This is a genomic window from Hymenobacter daecheongensis DSM 21074 (assembly GCF_900141805.1).
Taxonomy (GTDB): Bacteria; Bacteroidota; Bacteroidia; order Cytophagales; family Hymenobacteraceae; genus Hymenobacter; species Hymenobacter daecheongensis.
In genome coordinates this window covers 41,716-56,459 of record NZ_FQYN01000001.1, presented here as the reverse complement: position 1 = coordinate 56,459, position 14,744 = coordinate 41,716, and the positions used below count along the sequence as shown (strand labels likewise).

Sequence of the window (14,744 nt, the reverse complement as noted above, 5' to 3'; positions counted from 1 at the left end):
CATGACCCGTTTCCTGTTTTTCCTGCTGATTTTGCTGGGCCCTTTCGGCCTCACCGGCTGCGTGGATGCGCTGGAGGTGAAAATACCCGAAGGCCGGCCGCTGCTGGCCGTGGAAGGCGAAATAACCGACCAGCCGGGGCCGTACCTCGTCAGGCTCACCAAAACCGCCCCGTACTTCGAAGAAGACGCGCTACCCCGCGTGCGCGGAGCCGTGCTCACCCTCGCCGACAATGAGGGCCACCAGGAAACCCTGCGCGAAATCGGCCCCGGCACCTATGCTACCAGCACGCTGCGCGGCAAAGTGGGCAACCAGTACGTGCTGACCATCAGGAGCGAAGGCGAGGAGTACCGGGCCGAAACCGAGATTCGGCGCACGCCCGAAATCGACAGCATCCGGGCCGAGTTTCGGGCCAAAACCGCCACCCAGAATGAGGGCTACTACATTCTGTATTACGGCGAGGAAACGCCCGGCGTGGGCGACTACTACCGCTTCAAGGTGTTTCACAACGGCATTCTGCTCAACCAGCCCAACGACCTGATCGTGACCAACGACGAGTTTGTGGATGGCAACTACATCAACGGCGTGGAGCTGACCAGCGAGAAAGGAGCCAACGATAAGCCCTTCGCCAAGGGCGACCGGGTGCGCGTGGTGGCCGAGTCCCTGCCCCGCGACTATTTCTACTTCCTCAATGAAATGGTAACCCAGCTTAACAATGTGGGCCTTTTTGCCGCCCCGCCCGCCAACGTGCGCACCAACGTGCGCAACGTGCAGCCCGGCTCCGATAAGGCCGCCGTGGGCTACTTCGCCGGCCACACCGTGCGCGCCGATTCGCTGGTGATTCGGTAGAGCGGGTGTCCTGAAAAGCGGCAGCTACCGATTCCGTTGCCTTGCTGATTGGTTGTTCTGGAATCAACGGCATATTTGCACCGGCAACCACGCACTACGTACCACCCACCAATGCACCCCTCCAACCCCGAAGCACCCTGGGAGCTGCTGGCCCGGCATCTGGCCGGCGAAGCCACGCCCGGCGAGCTGGAGGAATTGCGCACCTGGGTTGTGGCCGACCCATGGCGGCTGGGCCTACTCACCGATGCCACCCGCGCCTGGGAGCGGGTAGGGGCCGCGCCCGTGCCCGACCTGTTCAGCCCCGCCGATGTGGAGGCCGCCTGGCAGCGGTTCCGGCCCCAGATGCTGGGGGCCCGGCCGGCTCCCGAAGCGCCACAAAGCCCGGCCGCGCCGCCGGCCAAAGTCGTTCCGATGTATCCGGGGGCGGCGGCGCGGCCGTGGCTGCTGCCCGTGGCGGCCACGCTGCTGCTGTTGGTGGGGGCCGTGTTTTTCTTCAGGGCGAATCAATCTTCGGCTTTGGCTCCGGTACTGGTGGCGGCCACCAGTCAGCAGCGGCAGCTCACGCTGCCTGATGGCAGCCAGGTGTGGCTGAACCGCCACTCAACCCTGGAGTATGACGCCGATTTCCGCACGGCTGCCCGGGAGGTGAAGCTCAGCGGAGAGGCATTTTTTCAGATACAAAAAGACCACGGCCGGCCCTTCACGGTGCTGAGCGAAACCGCCCGCACCCAAGTGCTGGGCACTTCCTTCAACGTGCGGGCCTACCCCGCCGAAGACTCGGTAGAGGTAGCCGTACTCACGGGCCGGGTGGCGCTGGCCAGCCGCACCACCGAGCAGGATACTTTGCTGCTGCTGCCCGGTATGCGCGGCGTGCTGCGTGCCGCGGGCAATACGGCCGGCCCAACCACAGCCGCTGCGCCCACCCTGCGCCGCGCCAGCACCCAGGATACCAACTTCCGCGCCTGGCAAACCGGGGAGCTGGTGTTTGATAACGTGCCGGTGCGCCACGTCATTCGCACGCTGCGCACCACGTTCGGCACCAGCATCAGCGTGGCCGATACCCGGCTGCTCAGCTGCCGCTTCACCGGTACCTTCCGGCGGCCCGAGCCGGCGCAGGTGCTGCAGGTGCTGAGTCTGGCCACCAACGCTACCCTCACCGGCGATGCCGGCAACGGCTATATCCTCGGCGGAAAAGGCTGCGACTAGCACCGCCCGGATTGTTTTTCGGCAACTCGCTGCCTGCTCTAATTGCGTCGTCTGTAAACCAGTTTTCCTGCGCCATGCGGCCCTCTTTTGCCCTTGTTTTCTGCCTGCTGCTGCTCCATTCGGCGGTGCTTGCGCAGGTGCCGGCCGCGCTGAGCCGGCGCGTGCGGGTAGCCGCTACGGACGAGCCGCTGGAGCAGGTGCTGCGTGATATTGCCCGGCAGAGCGGCGTGCCATTCAGCTACAGCAGCACGTTTATTCCGCTGCAAAAGCGCGTGACGCTGCATACCAGAGGCACAGAGCCGGTGGCGGCCGTACTCGGCCAGCTGCTGCCCGCCCGCCAGATTTCCTACCAGCTCGTGGGCGGCCAGATTGTGCTCTGGCGCACCGGCACCCAGCCCCCCTTCACGCCAGGCAACGCCGAGAAACCCCGGCCGGCAGTCGCCGCATCATCCGCTGCCGCCAGGCCCGCTCGGCTTGCCGCGCCGGTGGGTCCGGCAGTTCGCCCAGTATTCGATTCAAAGAAAACCGCACTGAGTAGCCCGGCCGGTAACTCACCGAAAACCGTAGCGGGCAAAGCACCTTCGGGGAAAGCCCGGCCTTCTGAACCAACGCAAGCCCGGCTGGCATCTGCCAGAAAGCCAGCCGGCGCTACCCATCCGGCGGCCATTCCGGCCCGACCCACCAAGGTCGCGCTGGCGGCCGCCGCTGCCCGCCCCGCGGTGCCCGATTCCGTGGCCGGCCGCCGGCTGGCCAACGCCGAAACCAGCCAGCCAGCGGTCGAGGGCCGGCGCGTTTCGGTGTTGGCGCGGCTGCCGCAAAGTGCCCGGCAGCGCACCGCGCGGGCCGCCACCGCGCTGGCCCGCACCACCAAGCGGGCCGGCCGCACCCTAAGCAGCAGCACCAGCCAGCTCACCAACGCCGCCCGCGCCCTGGCCGATTCGGTGGCAACGGCCGCCGCCAAAGCCAGCCCGCCGCTGCGCACCGCCACGCGCCGCCTGGCTGCCCTGGCGCGGCCCGCCGACCCGCTGGCCAGCCGCCCGGTGCTGGTGCAAAGTGGCCTGGCCGGGCGCGACACGCTGCTGGCGGCCATACCGCTAAAGCCGAAAGTGGAAAGCACTCGGCCCTATTATCGGCGGCTCGGGCAGGTCAGTCTGGTGCCGCCGCTGGGCTCCAACTGGCTGAAAAGCGGCCGCACGGTGAACCACGTTTCGCTCAATCTGCTGGCCGGCTACTCGGCGGGGCTGAAAGGGGCGGAGCTGGGCGGCCTTGTGAACATTGAGCGAGATACGGTGCTGGGCCTCCAGGCCGCCGGGCTGCTGAACGTGGTGGGCACCGAGGTGAAAGGCACGCAGCTGGCGGGTCTGTTCAACATCATTGGGGGCTCGGCCTACGGCGTGCAGGCCGCCGGCCTCGGCAACATCGGCCGCGACGACGTGCGCGGGCTGCAGGTGGCGGGCCTGTTCAACATCGGGGGCGGCGCGGCCCGCTCGCGCCAGAATCCGGCCCGGCCCACGCTGGCCCGCCGCCTGCTGGGCCTGCCCCGCCTGCTGGCCACCGACTCGGCCGCCAGCACCATGGGCGCGCCAAATCCCGGCTCGCGGCCCGGCCCGCTGCTGCAGGCGGCCGGCCTGTTCAACCTGACCGGCAACGACGTGACCGGGCTGCAAACCGCACCCCTGCTCAACGTGGCCCGGCAGGTGCGCGGGGCGCAGATTGGCCTGGTGAATGTGGGCAAGCATGTGCGCGGCATGCAGCTGGGCCTCATCAACGTGGCCGATTCGGTGGATGGCGTGTCGCTGGGCATTATCAACATCGTGCGGCACGGCTACCTGCACGGTGAGGTGTGGGCCAGCGAGTCGCTACCGCTGAATGCGGTGCTCAAGCTGGGCGTGCGCCACTACTACACGCTGGTGGGGGTGGCCACGCAGCCTTTCGGCACCCGGTTCCGGTGGGCCTCGGGCTTCGGCATCGGCACGGCCAGCCGGCCCCACGGCCGCTTCACCTACAGCCTCGACGTGATGCAGTGGGCGCTGGCCGAACCGGCCATTTCTACCCGCGAAACGCGCCTGCTAACGCAGCTGCGGCCGGCGGTGGCCTGGCAGCTGGAGCCCGCCGGGCATCTGCAATTGGTGCTGGCTCCCACGCTCAACCTGGCCCTGGCTTACAACACCACAACCCCGCCCGACTGGGATTTCGGCCAAAACCAGCAGCTACTGCTAGACAGAAGCTCCAACCGCAGCCTCACCCGCCTCTGGCCCGGCCTGCAGATCGGCTTGCGGTTTTAGCACGGCCTACACCAAAAAAACGGTTGCCGGGCCTGATGCCTGACAACCGTTTTTTTGGGGTTGAAGTCCGAGCTGCCGGCCTTAGCTCCGGCCTCTTTTAGCCGAAATTCGCTTCAGCGGATTAGGGTCCGTGCGCTTCAGCGAATGCGGTTCTGTGCGCTTCACCGTAATCGGGACGGCGGTCGGCTTCACGATAATGACTTGCTGGGCAATCCAGCCGTGCACGACTTTCAGCGCCTCGGGCGAGAAAGTAGCTCGCTGCTCGCCCTCAAAAACGGGCCATTCCGTAGGGTCGGCCTGGAAGAGGTGGTTCACGCCGGCTAGCTTCTGCACGGTCACTTTGCGGTTGCCGCTGGCTTTGAGGGCTTTATTCAGCGCCGAAAGGTTTTTGCCGGCCGTTACCTGCAGATCGGCGGTGCCGTTCAGGGCCAGTACGGGGCATTTCACCCCCGCCATGTTGCGCTGCGGGTCAAAATCGACGAAGTAGCGGTACCAGGGCGTGGTGAGCTGCACGGCGCGGGCGCGGGCCATGTCGGGGTCAATGTCGGCATTGCTCTGGCGCAACAGCACGCCCACTTTGGCGCGGGCCAGGGCGTTGTCGGGGGTCTGGCGCACTACTTCTACCAGCCGGTCATCCATTTTCAGCGCAGCATCTACCTGGGCCGGGTTGGCCCCGATCAGGCGCATGATTTCTACCTGCTGGCGGCGCAGCACATCGCGGCCCGGCAGGCCATAGCCGGCCAGCGATACCACGTAGTCGGGGCCCTTGGGCTGGCGGGCGGCCAGCAGCGCGATGTTGGCTCCCTCGCCGTGCCCGATGATACCGACTTGGGATTTATTGACCCGATAATGAGCCCGCAGATAGCCCAGGGCCGCCTGCGCGTCGGTTACCAGGTCGGCGGTGGTGGCGTTGGAATATGTACCGGTCGATTTGCCCAGGCCCCGGTCGTCGTAGCGCAGCACGGCAATGCCGTGGCGGGTGAGGTAGTCGGCCAGCTGCCCGAACATGCGGTATTCTTCCTGCAGCGCGTCGCGGTCCTGCGGGCCGGAGTCGGAAACCAGCACCACGGCCGGAAACGGGCCGCTGCCCTGGGGCATGGTGAGCGTGGCGCCCAGGCGCAGCTTGGCCACTTTGTTGGGCACAATCACGTCGTCCTGGCGGTAGGGCGGGGCTACTTTGAACTTGGGCGCGGTGGTCACGGCCACGTTGGAGCGGGTGAGCACCAGCGGCGCGGTGAGGCCGGGCTGGGTCCAGGTGCCATTCAGCGCGCCGGTATCGGGACGCAGCTTGCCAACGAAGCGGCTGCCGGCCTGCTCAATGCTGAGCGTCACTTCATTGTCTTTCTGCGCCACTTCCACCGGCATCCGGCTGATTTTCTGCTGGGGCACGTCGAGGGCCGCGTAGTAGGAGCCGTTGGTGAGCGGCACGATGGTGACGATAAGATTCAGGCTGCCGCCGGGCACCGCGAGCTGGCCTTTCCACTGCCCGCCCAGCAGCGAGGGCCCACCGGAAACCCGGCCAGCTAAGCTCAGCAGCGGAAAGCACATAACGAAGACAAGGAGAAATGCAACGTGTAAACGGTTCTTCATAAAGTACTATGTGGTTTGGCTGTCAGGCGGCTGAGTTGGTGAAAAGGAATTAAAAGTACCACAAATGCCGTACTTCTGCCAGCTAAACGCCAATAGTATAAATGGGGTTTGGGCTCTGACGGCGCCAGAGCTGGTTTTGCCAAGGTAAAAGAAAGCCACCTGCGCCTGCGCTGCCTGGCGGCCGGCGGCCCGGCGGCAATTAGCCGGCTCCGGGCTTCCGCCACGGTCGGCAAAGCCTTACCTTCGTTGGTCCAACCGCCGCGGCCGGGAAACCAAACCCCTGCCCGTGGCTGTTTACTACCTCTATGGCCCAAGAATCCCTGCAAGTAGCCGCCCCCGCGGCCGACCCGATTGACCAGCTCGACCCGCGGCAGTTCATTCTGATTAAGAATGCCCGGGTGCACAATCTCAAAAACCTGAGCGTGGCGCTGCCACGCAATAAGTTTATCGTCGTCACGGGTTTGTCGGGCTCGGGCAAATCGAGTCTGGCCTTCGATACGCTGTATGCCGAGGGGCAGCGCATGTACGTGGAAAGCCTGAGCAGCTACGCCCGCCAGTTTCTGGGCCGCATGGATAAGCCCGATGTGGACTACATCCGCGGCATTTCGCCGGCCATTGCCATTGAGCAAAAGGTTAGCATCAAGAACAACCGTTCCACGGTGGGCACCAGCACCGAGATTTACGACTACCTCAAGCTGCTGTTTGCGCGGGTGGGCCGCACGTATTCGCCCGTCAGCGGCGAGCAGGTGCGCAAGGACACCGTGGCCGATGTGGTGGACTTTCTCTTCAAGCTGCCCGACGGCTCGAAAGCCATGATTCTGGCCCCGCTGCTGCCCTCGGAAGACGGCCGCCCGATGAGCAAGGAGCTGGATCTGTTGCTGCAAAAAGGCTACAGCCGCGTGGTCATCAATGGCGATGAAACCGCGTTTATCGAAGAGTTGATTGCCGAAGGCCAGCCCGAAGTGAAAGGCGACGTGCACATCATGATTGACCGCGCCGTAATCCGCACCGGCGATGAGGACCTGATGTTCCGCCTCTCGGATTCGGTGCAGACCGCCTTTTTTGAGGGCCACGGCACCTGCCGCATTAAGCTTGACGAGGAAACGCGCACCTTCTCCGACCGGTTTGAGCTGGACGGTGTAGTGTTCGAGGAGCCCAACGTGAACTTCTTCAGCTTCAACAACCCCTACGGCGCCTGTCAGACCTGCGAGGGGTTCGGCTCGGTGCTGGGTATTGATGAGGACCTGGTGATTCCGGATAAAAGCTTGACTGTGTACGAAGGGGCCATTGCGCCCTGGCGCACCGACAAGCAGAGTGAATGGCTGAAGCCGCTGCTCAAAAACGGCATCCGCTTCGACTTCCCCATTCACCGCCCTTACAACGAGCTGACCGAAGCCGAGCGCAACCTGCTCTGGAAAGGCAACAAGTACTTCGAGGGCCTCGATGCCTACTTCAAATGGATAGCCACCCAAACCCACAAAATCCAGTACCGGGTGCTGCAGAGCCGCTACCGGGGCCGCACCACCTGCCCTGACTGCCGCGGCACCCGCCTGCGCAAGGATGCGCAGTACGTGAAAATCGATGGCCAGAGCATCACCGATATCGTGCTGCTGCCGGTGAGTAAGGCGCTGGAGTATTTCGAGCAACTCAGCCTGAACGAGCACGACGCCAAGATTGCCGAGCGCCTGAGCACTGAAATTACCAACCGCCTAGGCTATCTGAACCGCGTGGGCCTGGGCTACCTCACGCTGAACCGCCTGAGCAGCACGCTTTCGGGCGGCGAGAGTCAGCGCATTTCGCTGGCTACGTCGCTGGGCTCGGCGTTGGTGGGCTCCATGTACATTCTGGACGAGCCCAGCATCGGGCTGCACCCGAAGGATGCCGAGCAGCTTATTGGCGTGCTGCGCTCGTTGCAGAAGCTGGGCAACACCGTGATTGTGGTGGAGCACGAGGAGAAGATGATGGAGGAAGCCGACCAGATCATCGACATCGGCCCAGAAGCCGGCTCCGGCGGCGGCCATCTGATGTTTCAGGGGACGTACCCCGAAATTCTGAAGGACACCAAAACCTACACCGGCCAGTACCTGAGCGGCCGCATGGAGGTGAAGGTGCCCGCCACGCGCCGGCCCTGGCGCAATGCGCTGGAAGTGCTGGGCGCCCGCGAAAACAACCTCAAAAACGTGAGCGTGAAGTTTCCGCTGGGCGTGATGACCGTCGTGACGGGAGTATCCGGCTCGGGCAAATCGACGCTGGTGAAGCGCATTCTGGCCCCGGCCGTGGCCAAGCAACTCGGCGGCGGCGCGGGCGAGGCCACTGGTAAGTTCGACCGCCTGATGGGCGTGCAGGGCCAGGTAAGCCACGTCGAGTTCGTAGACCAGAACCCCATCGGCAAGAGCAGCCGCTCGAACCCTGTTACCTATGTGAAGGCCTACGATGCCATCCGTACGCTGTTTTCGGACCAGCCGCTGGCCAAAGCCCGGGGTCTGAAACCCTCGCACTTTTCGTTCAACATTGAAGGCGGACGCTGCGAGGTGTGCCAGGGCGAGGGCCAGGTGAAGATCGAAATGCAGTTCATGGCCGACATCTACCTGACCTGCGAAAGCTGCGCGGGCCGCAAATTCAAGCAGGACATTCTGGACGTGAAATTCCAGGACATGGGCATCGACGATGTGCTGGAAATGACCGTGGCCGACGCGGTGGAGTTCTTCAAAGGCCAGCCTAAAGTAGCCGAGCGCCTGCGGCCCCTCGACGACGTGGGGCTGGGCTACATCCGCCTGGGCCAGTCGGCCAACACGCTGAGCGGCGGCGAGGCCCAGCGCGTGAAGCTGGCCTCCTTCCTGACCAAAGGTGCCACGCTGCAGCAGGATAAGATTCTGTTCATCTTCGACGAGCCCAGCACCGGCCTGCACTTCCACGACATCAACAAGCTGCTCAAAGCCCTGAACGCCCTAATCGAGCAGGGCAACTCGGTGCTCATCATCGAGCACAACATGGACATCATCAAGTGCGCCGACTGGCTGATTGACCTCGGCCCCGAGGGCGGTATCAACGGCGGCCACCTGCTGTTTGAGGGCACGCCGGAGGAAATGGTGAAGCTGAAAAAGACCAACCACACGGCCCGGTTCTTGGCCGAGAAGCTGTAGCAGAATGCGTGTGCTCAATAGGGCACTCTTGTACAGTCAAGAACTATCCGAGTAGATTAGAGGCCACTTCCCGGTGGCCTCTTTTTTATGTCTATTTCTCACCTGTTTATAGTAGCAACGGCAATGTTGCTCCCCTCAGCTGTTGCCGCTCAGGTCCCTGATACGGTTGACTGGCAACGGGCCCGCTACCGCGCCGCGCCGCGCACGGTGCTGCGGGTCGGCGGGGCTTTTCAGCCCAAAGCGTGGCTGGAAGTAGGACTGGCCCGGCACGCAGTGCAGTGGCAGGCGTTGGGCATAGCCAGCAGCGGTCCTTACGTCGCAACGGACTTTCGTTTCACCAGGGACAAGGTGTTGCTAGGCCCCAAGGTGGGCTACTCGTTTGGGGCTATGGCGCTTGGAGGGGATATTTCGGCGGCCTATTATACTGATTTCAGTCGTGGTCAACTGGTGATTACGCCCGCACTGGGCATCGGCGCGGCGGGTTTTATCAATCTGCTGTATGGCTATAATGCCCGGTTCGGAGGCAGCCGTTTTGCTGAAGTTGGGCGGCACCGGCTCAGTATTTCGGCCAATCTGAATTTCCGCTATCAGCAACACACTACCCGAACGGACCGGCACTAGCTGCCAACCAACGCCCAGCCGCATGGTTGCGTAGGCAAAATCACTCATGCTGCTTCCTAAACCTATGGAACCCACCACTACCCCCGCCACCTACACCCCCTCTGCCCGCCACCTGCTCTGGCGCTGGATGGTCGCGCTGGCCGTTTTCGGCAATGTCTTCCTCAACTATTGGTCGAATGCCCGCCCCTTCAACGGGCAGACCAACGCCGTGGTATCGGGCAAGTACCCCACGCTGCTCACGCCGGCCGGCTACGCTTTCAGCATCTGGGGGCTGATCTTTCTAAGCCTGATTGTTTATGCCGTGTGGCAGCTGCTGCCGGCCCAGCGCACCAGCCAGCTGCCCGACGCGGTGGCCAAGCCACTCACGCTGGCCTGCGTGGCCACGGGCGGCTGGCTGGTGGTGTTTGCCTACGAGCTACTGCCGCTGAGCGTGCTGGTGATGGTGCTGATTCTGGGGGCGCTTATCGTGGCGTTTGGGCGGGTGCGCCGCCGGGTGCGCACCGGCCTCACCCCGCACTGGACCAGCATTCCGTTTGCGCTGTATCTGGGTTGGATTTCGGTGGCCTCGGTCATCAACATCACCATCGGGCTGCGGGAGTTGGGCTGGCGCACGGCCGAGAATGGGTCGGTGCTGCTCACGTTTGTGCTGCTGGCCGTGGTGGTGGCGCTGGGACTCGTTATTGGCAGTGTGTTTCGCAATGTGGTGTACCCGTTGGTAATTGCCTGGGCGCTGGTGGGCATCTGGGTGGCGCAGCGCGGCGGCTCATATCCGGAGCTGGCGCTGGCGGCGCTGGTAGGGGCGGCGGTGGTGGCCCTGGGCGGCGTGCTGCTGGCGCTGCGCCCGCACCGGCCCGCGGCGGAGTAGAGTCCGATTCCGACTGGGGCGCTTGGGTGAATTGTCGTTTCTTTGCGCGCATCAACAGATTCTTCCCACCCAACCCTTTTCTTATGCGCAAGAACCTCGTCGCCGGCAACTGGAAAATGAACATGACTTACCAGGACGGCCTCGCCCTGGTATCCGAAATCACTAACATGGTAGCCGACGAAGTGGGTGGCTCGGGCGTGGAAGTCGTGATTTGTCCGCCGTTTCCGTTTCTGCATTCCATAGGCAAGCTGCTCACCGCCGGCGGCAACATCCATCTGGGCGCGCAGAACTGCCACCAGAAAGAAAGCGGGGCCTTTACCGGCGAGGTTTCGGCCAAAATGCTGCAGTCAGTAGGGGTGGAGTACGTGATTCTGGGCCACTCCGAGCGCCGACAGTATTTTCATGAAGACAATGAGCTGCTGAGCCAGAAGCTGAAGGCCGTGCTGGCCGCCGGCCTCAAGCCGATTTTCTGCGTGGGCGAAAGCCTGGAAACCCGCGAGGCCGACGAGACTTTTGCCTACCTCGAAAAGCAACTCAAAGAAGGCCTGTTTCACCTCTCCAATGAGGAATTCGACCAGGTAACCATTGCCTATGAGCCCATTTGGGCCATCGGCACCGGCAAAACGGCCACCAGCCAGCAGGCGCAGGAAGTGCACGCCTTCATCCGCGAGCAGATTGCCCGCGCCTATGATGCCGAGGCCGCGCTGAACACCACTATTCTCTACGGCGGCTCGGCCAACGCTCAGAACGCCCGCGAGCTGTTTTCGCAGCCCGACGTAGATGGCGGCCTCATCGGCGGGGCCGCGCTCAAGTCGCGCGACTTCACCGAGATTATCAAGTCGTTCTAAATTTGGTTGGTGGGAGGCGTTTTTGGTTTCTGGCCCGAACTTAGTTCTGCGGAATGGCCTTGTAAGGCTGAACTCAAATCGGCCAGAAATCCCGGCTCATCTCACCCCAACGTATGCTTGCTGCGCTCCTAGTTTCTGCTTCCCTGGCCCTGAACCCCATCCAGCCCCAGCCGCGTGTGCCGTTTGTGGCGGTAGCGCCGATGGGCTCCATCGAGCCGTGCCGCATCTACGGCTCGGTGTTTCTGGAAACCAACCCGGCGCGGCGCGGCTTCTGCTTCGCCACGGTATATCTGGAGTCCGAGGAAGCTTTTGCCGACGTGCTGGTGTACCGCGAAGACAACAAGCTCTTCGCCGATAAAGCCGGCTTCTGGTACTCGCCCGCCGGCCCCAATTTCGCCGATTACGTGCTGTTCGTGACCGAAAATCGCGCCCTGGCCGACTTCAGCATTCACTACACCGACGTGCGCTCCTTTGCCGGCTGCCGCCCGCGGTAAGTTGGGTTGCACCTTATAAGAAAAGCCCTTCCGGCGTTCCGGAAGGGCTTTTTCGTGCTTCAGAAGAACCGACGCGCCTATTCTACCAGCAGCTTGCGACCTGTGCCGGCCAGCGTGAGCCAGTACGCGCCCGGAGCGAGGGCCAGCGGGAGCTGCAGCGTGGGCTGCGTGAGCAGGTGCCGGTACACCAGCTGGCCCACGCCGTTGAAAATCTGCACTTCGTGGTTCAGCAGGCGGGCATCGGTGGTGCGCAGCGTGAGTTGATGGTGGGCGGGATTGGGGAATACCTGCAGCGCTGAGGCCGCCACCGGCGCGGGGCGGGCGGCCGTCGTCACCACGGAGGCCAGGGCGCGGGCGGCATTCACGCGGCCGTGGCCGTAGTATTGGTCCCAGCCGGGCGTGTCTTCGCTGAGGCTGCCTACCCGGTCGTCGGCAGTGGCTTGTAGCGCGGCTTTCACCTGCGCGGGCGTGAGCTGGGGCTTCAGGGTGAGCATGAGCGCCGCCAGGCCGGCCACGTGCGGGGTGGCCTGCGAGGTGCCGCCCCAGTAGGAGCCGTAGTTGGTGTTGGAGGTGTGGCTCAGACCGTAGATGTAGTTGCCGGGGCCTACCACCGACAGGTGCGGGCCGAAGTTGCTGCCGCTGGTGGGGCTCCAGAAAAACGGGCTGCTGCGGGTGTCGTCGGGGTTGGTGGAGCCCACGGCCACCACGCCGCTCATCCCGGCCGGATAATACACGGTGCTGCTGTTCGCGTTCATCATGCAGGCCACTACCACCACGCCGCGCTGGTTGGCAAACGTGATGGCATCCTGCATGGCCTGCGAGGTGCTGAGGCCGCCCAACGACATATTGATAACCCGGGCCCCGTTGTTCACGGCGTAGTAGATGCTGGCCGTCCACCACGAGTAGAAGCCGGAGTTCTGGTTGTCCAGGCCTTTGCAGATCATGAGCTTGCAGCCCCAGTTTACGCCGGCGTAGCCCAGCGCATTGTTGCCGGAGGCACCAATGATGCCCGTCACGTTGGTGCCGTGGCCGTAGTCGTCGGCGGTGTTGTTGGTATTGCTCACGAAGTTCCAGCCGCTGAGGTCGTCCACGTAGCCGTTCCGGTCGTCGTCGATGCCGTTGGCCGGAATTTCCTGGCGGTTGCGCCAGATGCGGCGGCTGAACTCGGGGTGGTCGAGCTTGCAGCCGCTGTCGATGGTGGCTACCGTTACAGAGGAGTCGCCGCGGGTGATGGGCCAGGCGTCTTCCATCCGGATGTCGGCCCCAGCGCGGGCCGGCGCGAGGCTGAAATTGCCGGTGTTGTTCAGGCCCCATTGCCGGCCGGCATAGAGCGGGTCGTTGGGCGTGAGGCCCTGCACGCCGCCACCCTGGCCGGTAGCATCCACCTCCACGTAGCGAAACAGGCCGGTTTGCTGGTAGTCACGCTGGGCCTGCGCAGCATCAGTGCCGGCGGGCAGCTCCACCAGATACACGGCCGGCGGCGTGACGGCCGCTACGGCATTGGGCAGCGGCCTAGGGCCTGGGTTCAGCGGCTGCACCTGCACGGCGTGGTGCTGGTGATTGAGCTGCGCGAAGGCCGCCGGAGCGACGTTGCGGCTGGCGGCGGCAGCCTGGGCGGTGCCCGTGGCATCATGCAGCCGCACGATCAGGCGGGGAGCCGGCTGCTGGGCTTGGGCGGTGGTGGTGCCCAGGGCCGCGAGTACGGCAAGAATTGGTAAGGAAATCTTCATAGAAAATGGATTAAGCGTAAACGACGACTTTTTTCTCCCGCTCGGCCGCAACAAGGCTGCGCTCAGGAGCTATTTTGCCTTGGAAAGGTACAGCAGAATATGAATTTATAAACTGACACTTAGTAGCGAATTAGCTGGCGGGAACCCCGGTCCTAATGGCCGCTGTTGCCGGCTCTGCCGAAGATAGCCGATGGCTGTTCGCAGGTTTTTTCGTGCGAACTTGCAGCTTACTTTAAGGCAGCCCGAGCGTTGCCGGTTTTCCTCCCAACCCGACCGAGACAAGATGGATTTTGTAGAAGTGCGCGTGCAGGCCCCCCGCGAATTGGCCGATATTCTGGTAGCCGAGCTGAGCCAGGTGGGCTACGATACCTTTGAAGACAACGACGAAGGCTTCTGCGCCTATATCGGCGAAGGCGACTTCGACAACGACGCCGTGGCCGAAATCATGAGCCGCTACGAGGGGCAGGGCGAGCTGGGCTACGACCACCGCGTGATTACGCGCCAGAACTGGAACGCCGAGTGGGAGAAGAATTTCCAGCCTCTGATCATCGCCGAGCGGGTTTCGGTGCGGGCCCCGTTCCACGAAAAGCCCGCCGGCATTGAGCACGAAATCGTGATTATGCCGCGCATGTCGTTCGGCACCGGCCACCACGAAACCACAGCCCTCATGATTGAGAACCAGCTTGATATTGACCACCAGGGCAAGCGCGTGCTGGATATGGGCTGCGGCACCGGCATTCTGGCCATCATGGCCGTGCATCTGGGCGCCAAGGAAGTGCTGGCCGTGGACGTGGAGCCCTGGACGGTGGAAAATGCCGCCGACAACGCCGCCGAAAATAACTGCACGAATATTGAGTGCCGCCTGGGCGGCGTGGAGGTGCTGGAGGGCGAAAAGCCCTTCGATATCATTCTGGCCAACATCAACCGCAACGTGCTTTTGGAGGATATGCACGCCTATGCAGCCTTGCTGCCCACGGGCCGTCCTATTCTGTTCAGCGGCTTTTATCAAGAGGATTTATCCAAGATTGAGGCCGAAGCCAACAAGCACGCACTAGCTTATCAATCACACCGAACCAAGAATAACTGGGTTTCGGCGATTTTCACGAAATTGTAGC

11 protein-coding genes are annotated in these 14,744 nt (G+C 63.4%); 9 read left to right on the top strand and 2 right to left on the bottom strand.

The genetic code is table 11. The features are described 5' to 3' along the window. The first annotated feature begins 1 nt into the window (after position 1). The 3 genes from BUB62_RS00245 (at position 2) to BUB62_RS00235 (ending at position 4,338) form a co-directional block, all read left to right on the top strand. Positions 2-847, top strand: coding sequence for a DUF4249 domain-containing protein (locus BUB62_RS00245; protein WP_073104715.1), 846 nt, complete (start codon positions 2-4; stop codon positions 845-847). A gap of 111 nt (positions 848-958) precedes the next feature. After that, entirely contained in the window at positions 959-2,053 is a 1,095-nt protein-coding gene (locus tag BUB62_RS00240; RefSeq protein ID WP_073104713.1) for a FecR family protein, read from the top strand. Positions 2,054-2,127: 74 nt separating this feature from the next. After that, positions 2,128-4,338, top strand: a complete 2,211-nt coding sequence (locus tag BUB62_RS00235) for a hypothetical protein (RefSeq protein ID WP_073104711.1) — start codon at positions 2,128-2,130, stop codon at positions 4,336-4,338. A gap of 81 nt (positions 4,339-4,419) precedes the next feature. On the opposite strand, the gene BUB62_RS00230 is transcribed toward BUB62_RS00235, so the two are convergent. After that, a complete protein-coding gene (locus tag BUB62_RS00230) occupies positions 4,420-5,886 on the bottom strand; it encodes an alpha/beta hydrolase family protein (RefSeq protein ID WP_073104709.1) in 1,467 nt (488 codons plus the stop codon). 347 nt (positions 5,887-6,233) lie between these two features. On the opposite strand from BUB62_RS00230, the gene uvrA reads away from it, so the two are divergent. The 5 genes from uvrA to BUB62_RS00205 all read left to right on the top strand — a co-directional run bounded on the left by uvrA (position 6,234) and on the right by BUB62_RS00205 (position 11,899). Further along, positions 6,234-9,071 carry an excinuclease ABC subunit UvrA gene (gene uvrA / locus BUB62_RS00225; protein ID WP_073104707.1) on the top strand — a complete coding sequence of 946 codons (2,838 nt, stop codon included), beginning with the start codon at positions 6,234-6,236 and terminating at the stop codon, positions 9,069-9,071. 87 nt (positions 9,072-9,158) lie between these two features. After that, positions 9,159-9,692, top strand: coding sequence for a hypothetical protein (locus BUB62_RS00220; RefSeq protein WP_143163965.1), 534 nt, complete (start codon positions 9,159-9,161; stop codon positions 9,690-9,692). Between the two features lie 64 nt (positions 9,693-9,756). Beyond that, positions 9,757-10,557, top strand: a complete 801-nt coding sequence (locus tag BUB62_RS00215) for a tryptophan-rich sensory protein (RefSeq protein ID WP_073104703.1) — start codon at positions 9,757-9,759, stop codon at positions 10,555-10,557. 83 nt (positions 10,558-10,640) lie between these two features. Further along, complete coding sequence (gene tpiA / locus BUB62_RS00210; RefSeq protein WP_073104702.1) at positions 10,641-11,405, top strand: triose-phosphate isomerase; 765 nt, start codon at positions 10,641-10,643, stop codon at positions 11,403-11,405. 113 nt (positions 11,406-11,518) lie between these two features. Further along, positions 11,519-11,899, top strand: a complete 381-nt coding sequence (locus tag BUB62_RS00205) for a 7(1) septoil knot domain-containing protein (protein WP_234988433.1) — start codon at positions 11,519-11,521, stop codon at positions 11,897-11,899. 77 nt (positions 11,900-11,976) lie between these two features. Here the strand turns inward: BUB62_RS00205 and BUB62_RS00200 are convergent, their stop codons facing one another. Continuing rightward, complete coding sequence (locus BUB62_RS00200) at positions 11,977-13,629, bottom strand: S8 family serine peptidase (RefSeq protein ID WP_073104701.1); 1,653 nt, start codon at positions 13,627-13,629, stop codon at positions 11,977-11,979. A 283-nt stretch (positions 13,630-13,912) separates the two neighbouring features. Between BUB62_RS00200 and prmA the strand changes: the two genes are divergently transcribed. Continuing rightward, complete coding sequence (gene prmA / locus BUB62_RS00195; RefSeq protein WP_073104699.1) at positions 13,913-14,743, top strand: 50S ribosomal protein L11 methyltransferase; 831 nt, start codon at positions 13,913-13,915, stop codon at positions 14,741-14,743. The last annotated feature ends 1 nt before the right edge of the window (position 14,744 follow it).

Excerpts from the sequence above, each read along its gene's own strand:
- uvrA (WP_073104707.1), top strand. The coding sequence starts at position 6,234 with ATGGCCCAAGAATCCCTGCAAGTAGCCGCCCCCGCGGCCGACCCGATT.
- BUB62_RS00220 (WP_143163965.1), top strand. The coding sequence starts at position 9,159 with ATGTCTATTTCTCACCTGTTTATAGTAGCAACGGCAATGTTGCTCCCC.
- BUB62_RS00230 (WP_073104709.1), bottom strand. The coding sequence starts at position 5,886 with ATGTGCTTTCCGCTGCTGAGCTTAGCTGGCCGGGTTTCCGGTGGGCCC.
- BUB62_RS00240 (WP_073104713.1), top strand. The coding sequence starts at position 959 with ATGCACCCCTCCAACCCCGAAGCACCCTGGGAGCTGCTGGCCCGGCAT.
- BUB62_RS00205 (WP_234988433.1), top strand. The coding sequence starts at position 11,519 with ATGCTTGCTGCGCTCCTAGTTTCTGCTTCCCTGGCCCTGAACCCCATC.
- tpiA (WP_073104702.1), top strand. The coding sequence starts at position 10,641 with ATGCGCAAGAACCTCGTCGCCGGCAACTGGAAAATGAACATGACTTAC.
- BUB62_RS00200 (WP_073104701.1), bottom strand. The coding sequence starts at position 13,629 with ATGAAGATTTCCTTACCAATTCTTGCCGTACTCGCGGCCCTGGGCACC.
- BUB62_RS00245 (WP_073104715.1), top strand. The coding sequence starts at position 2 with ATGACCCGTTTCCTGTTTTTCCTGCTGATTTTGCTGGGCCCTTTCGGC.
- BUB62_RS00235 (WP_073104711.1), top strand. The coding sequence starts at position 2,128 with ATGCGGCCCTCTTTTGCCCTTGTTTTCTGCCTGCTGCTGCTCCATTCG.
- prmA (WP_073104699.1), top strand. The coding sequence starts at position 13,913 with ATGGATTTTGTAGAAGTGCGCGTGCAGGCCCCCCGCGAATTGGCCGAT.
- BUB62_RS00215 (WP_073104703.1), top strand. The coding sequence starts at position 9,757 with ATGGAACCCACCACTACCCCCGCCACCTACACCCCCTCTGCCCGCCAC.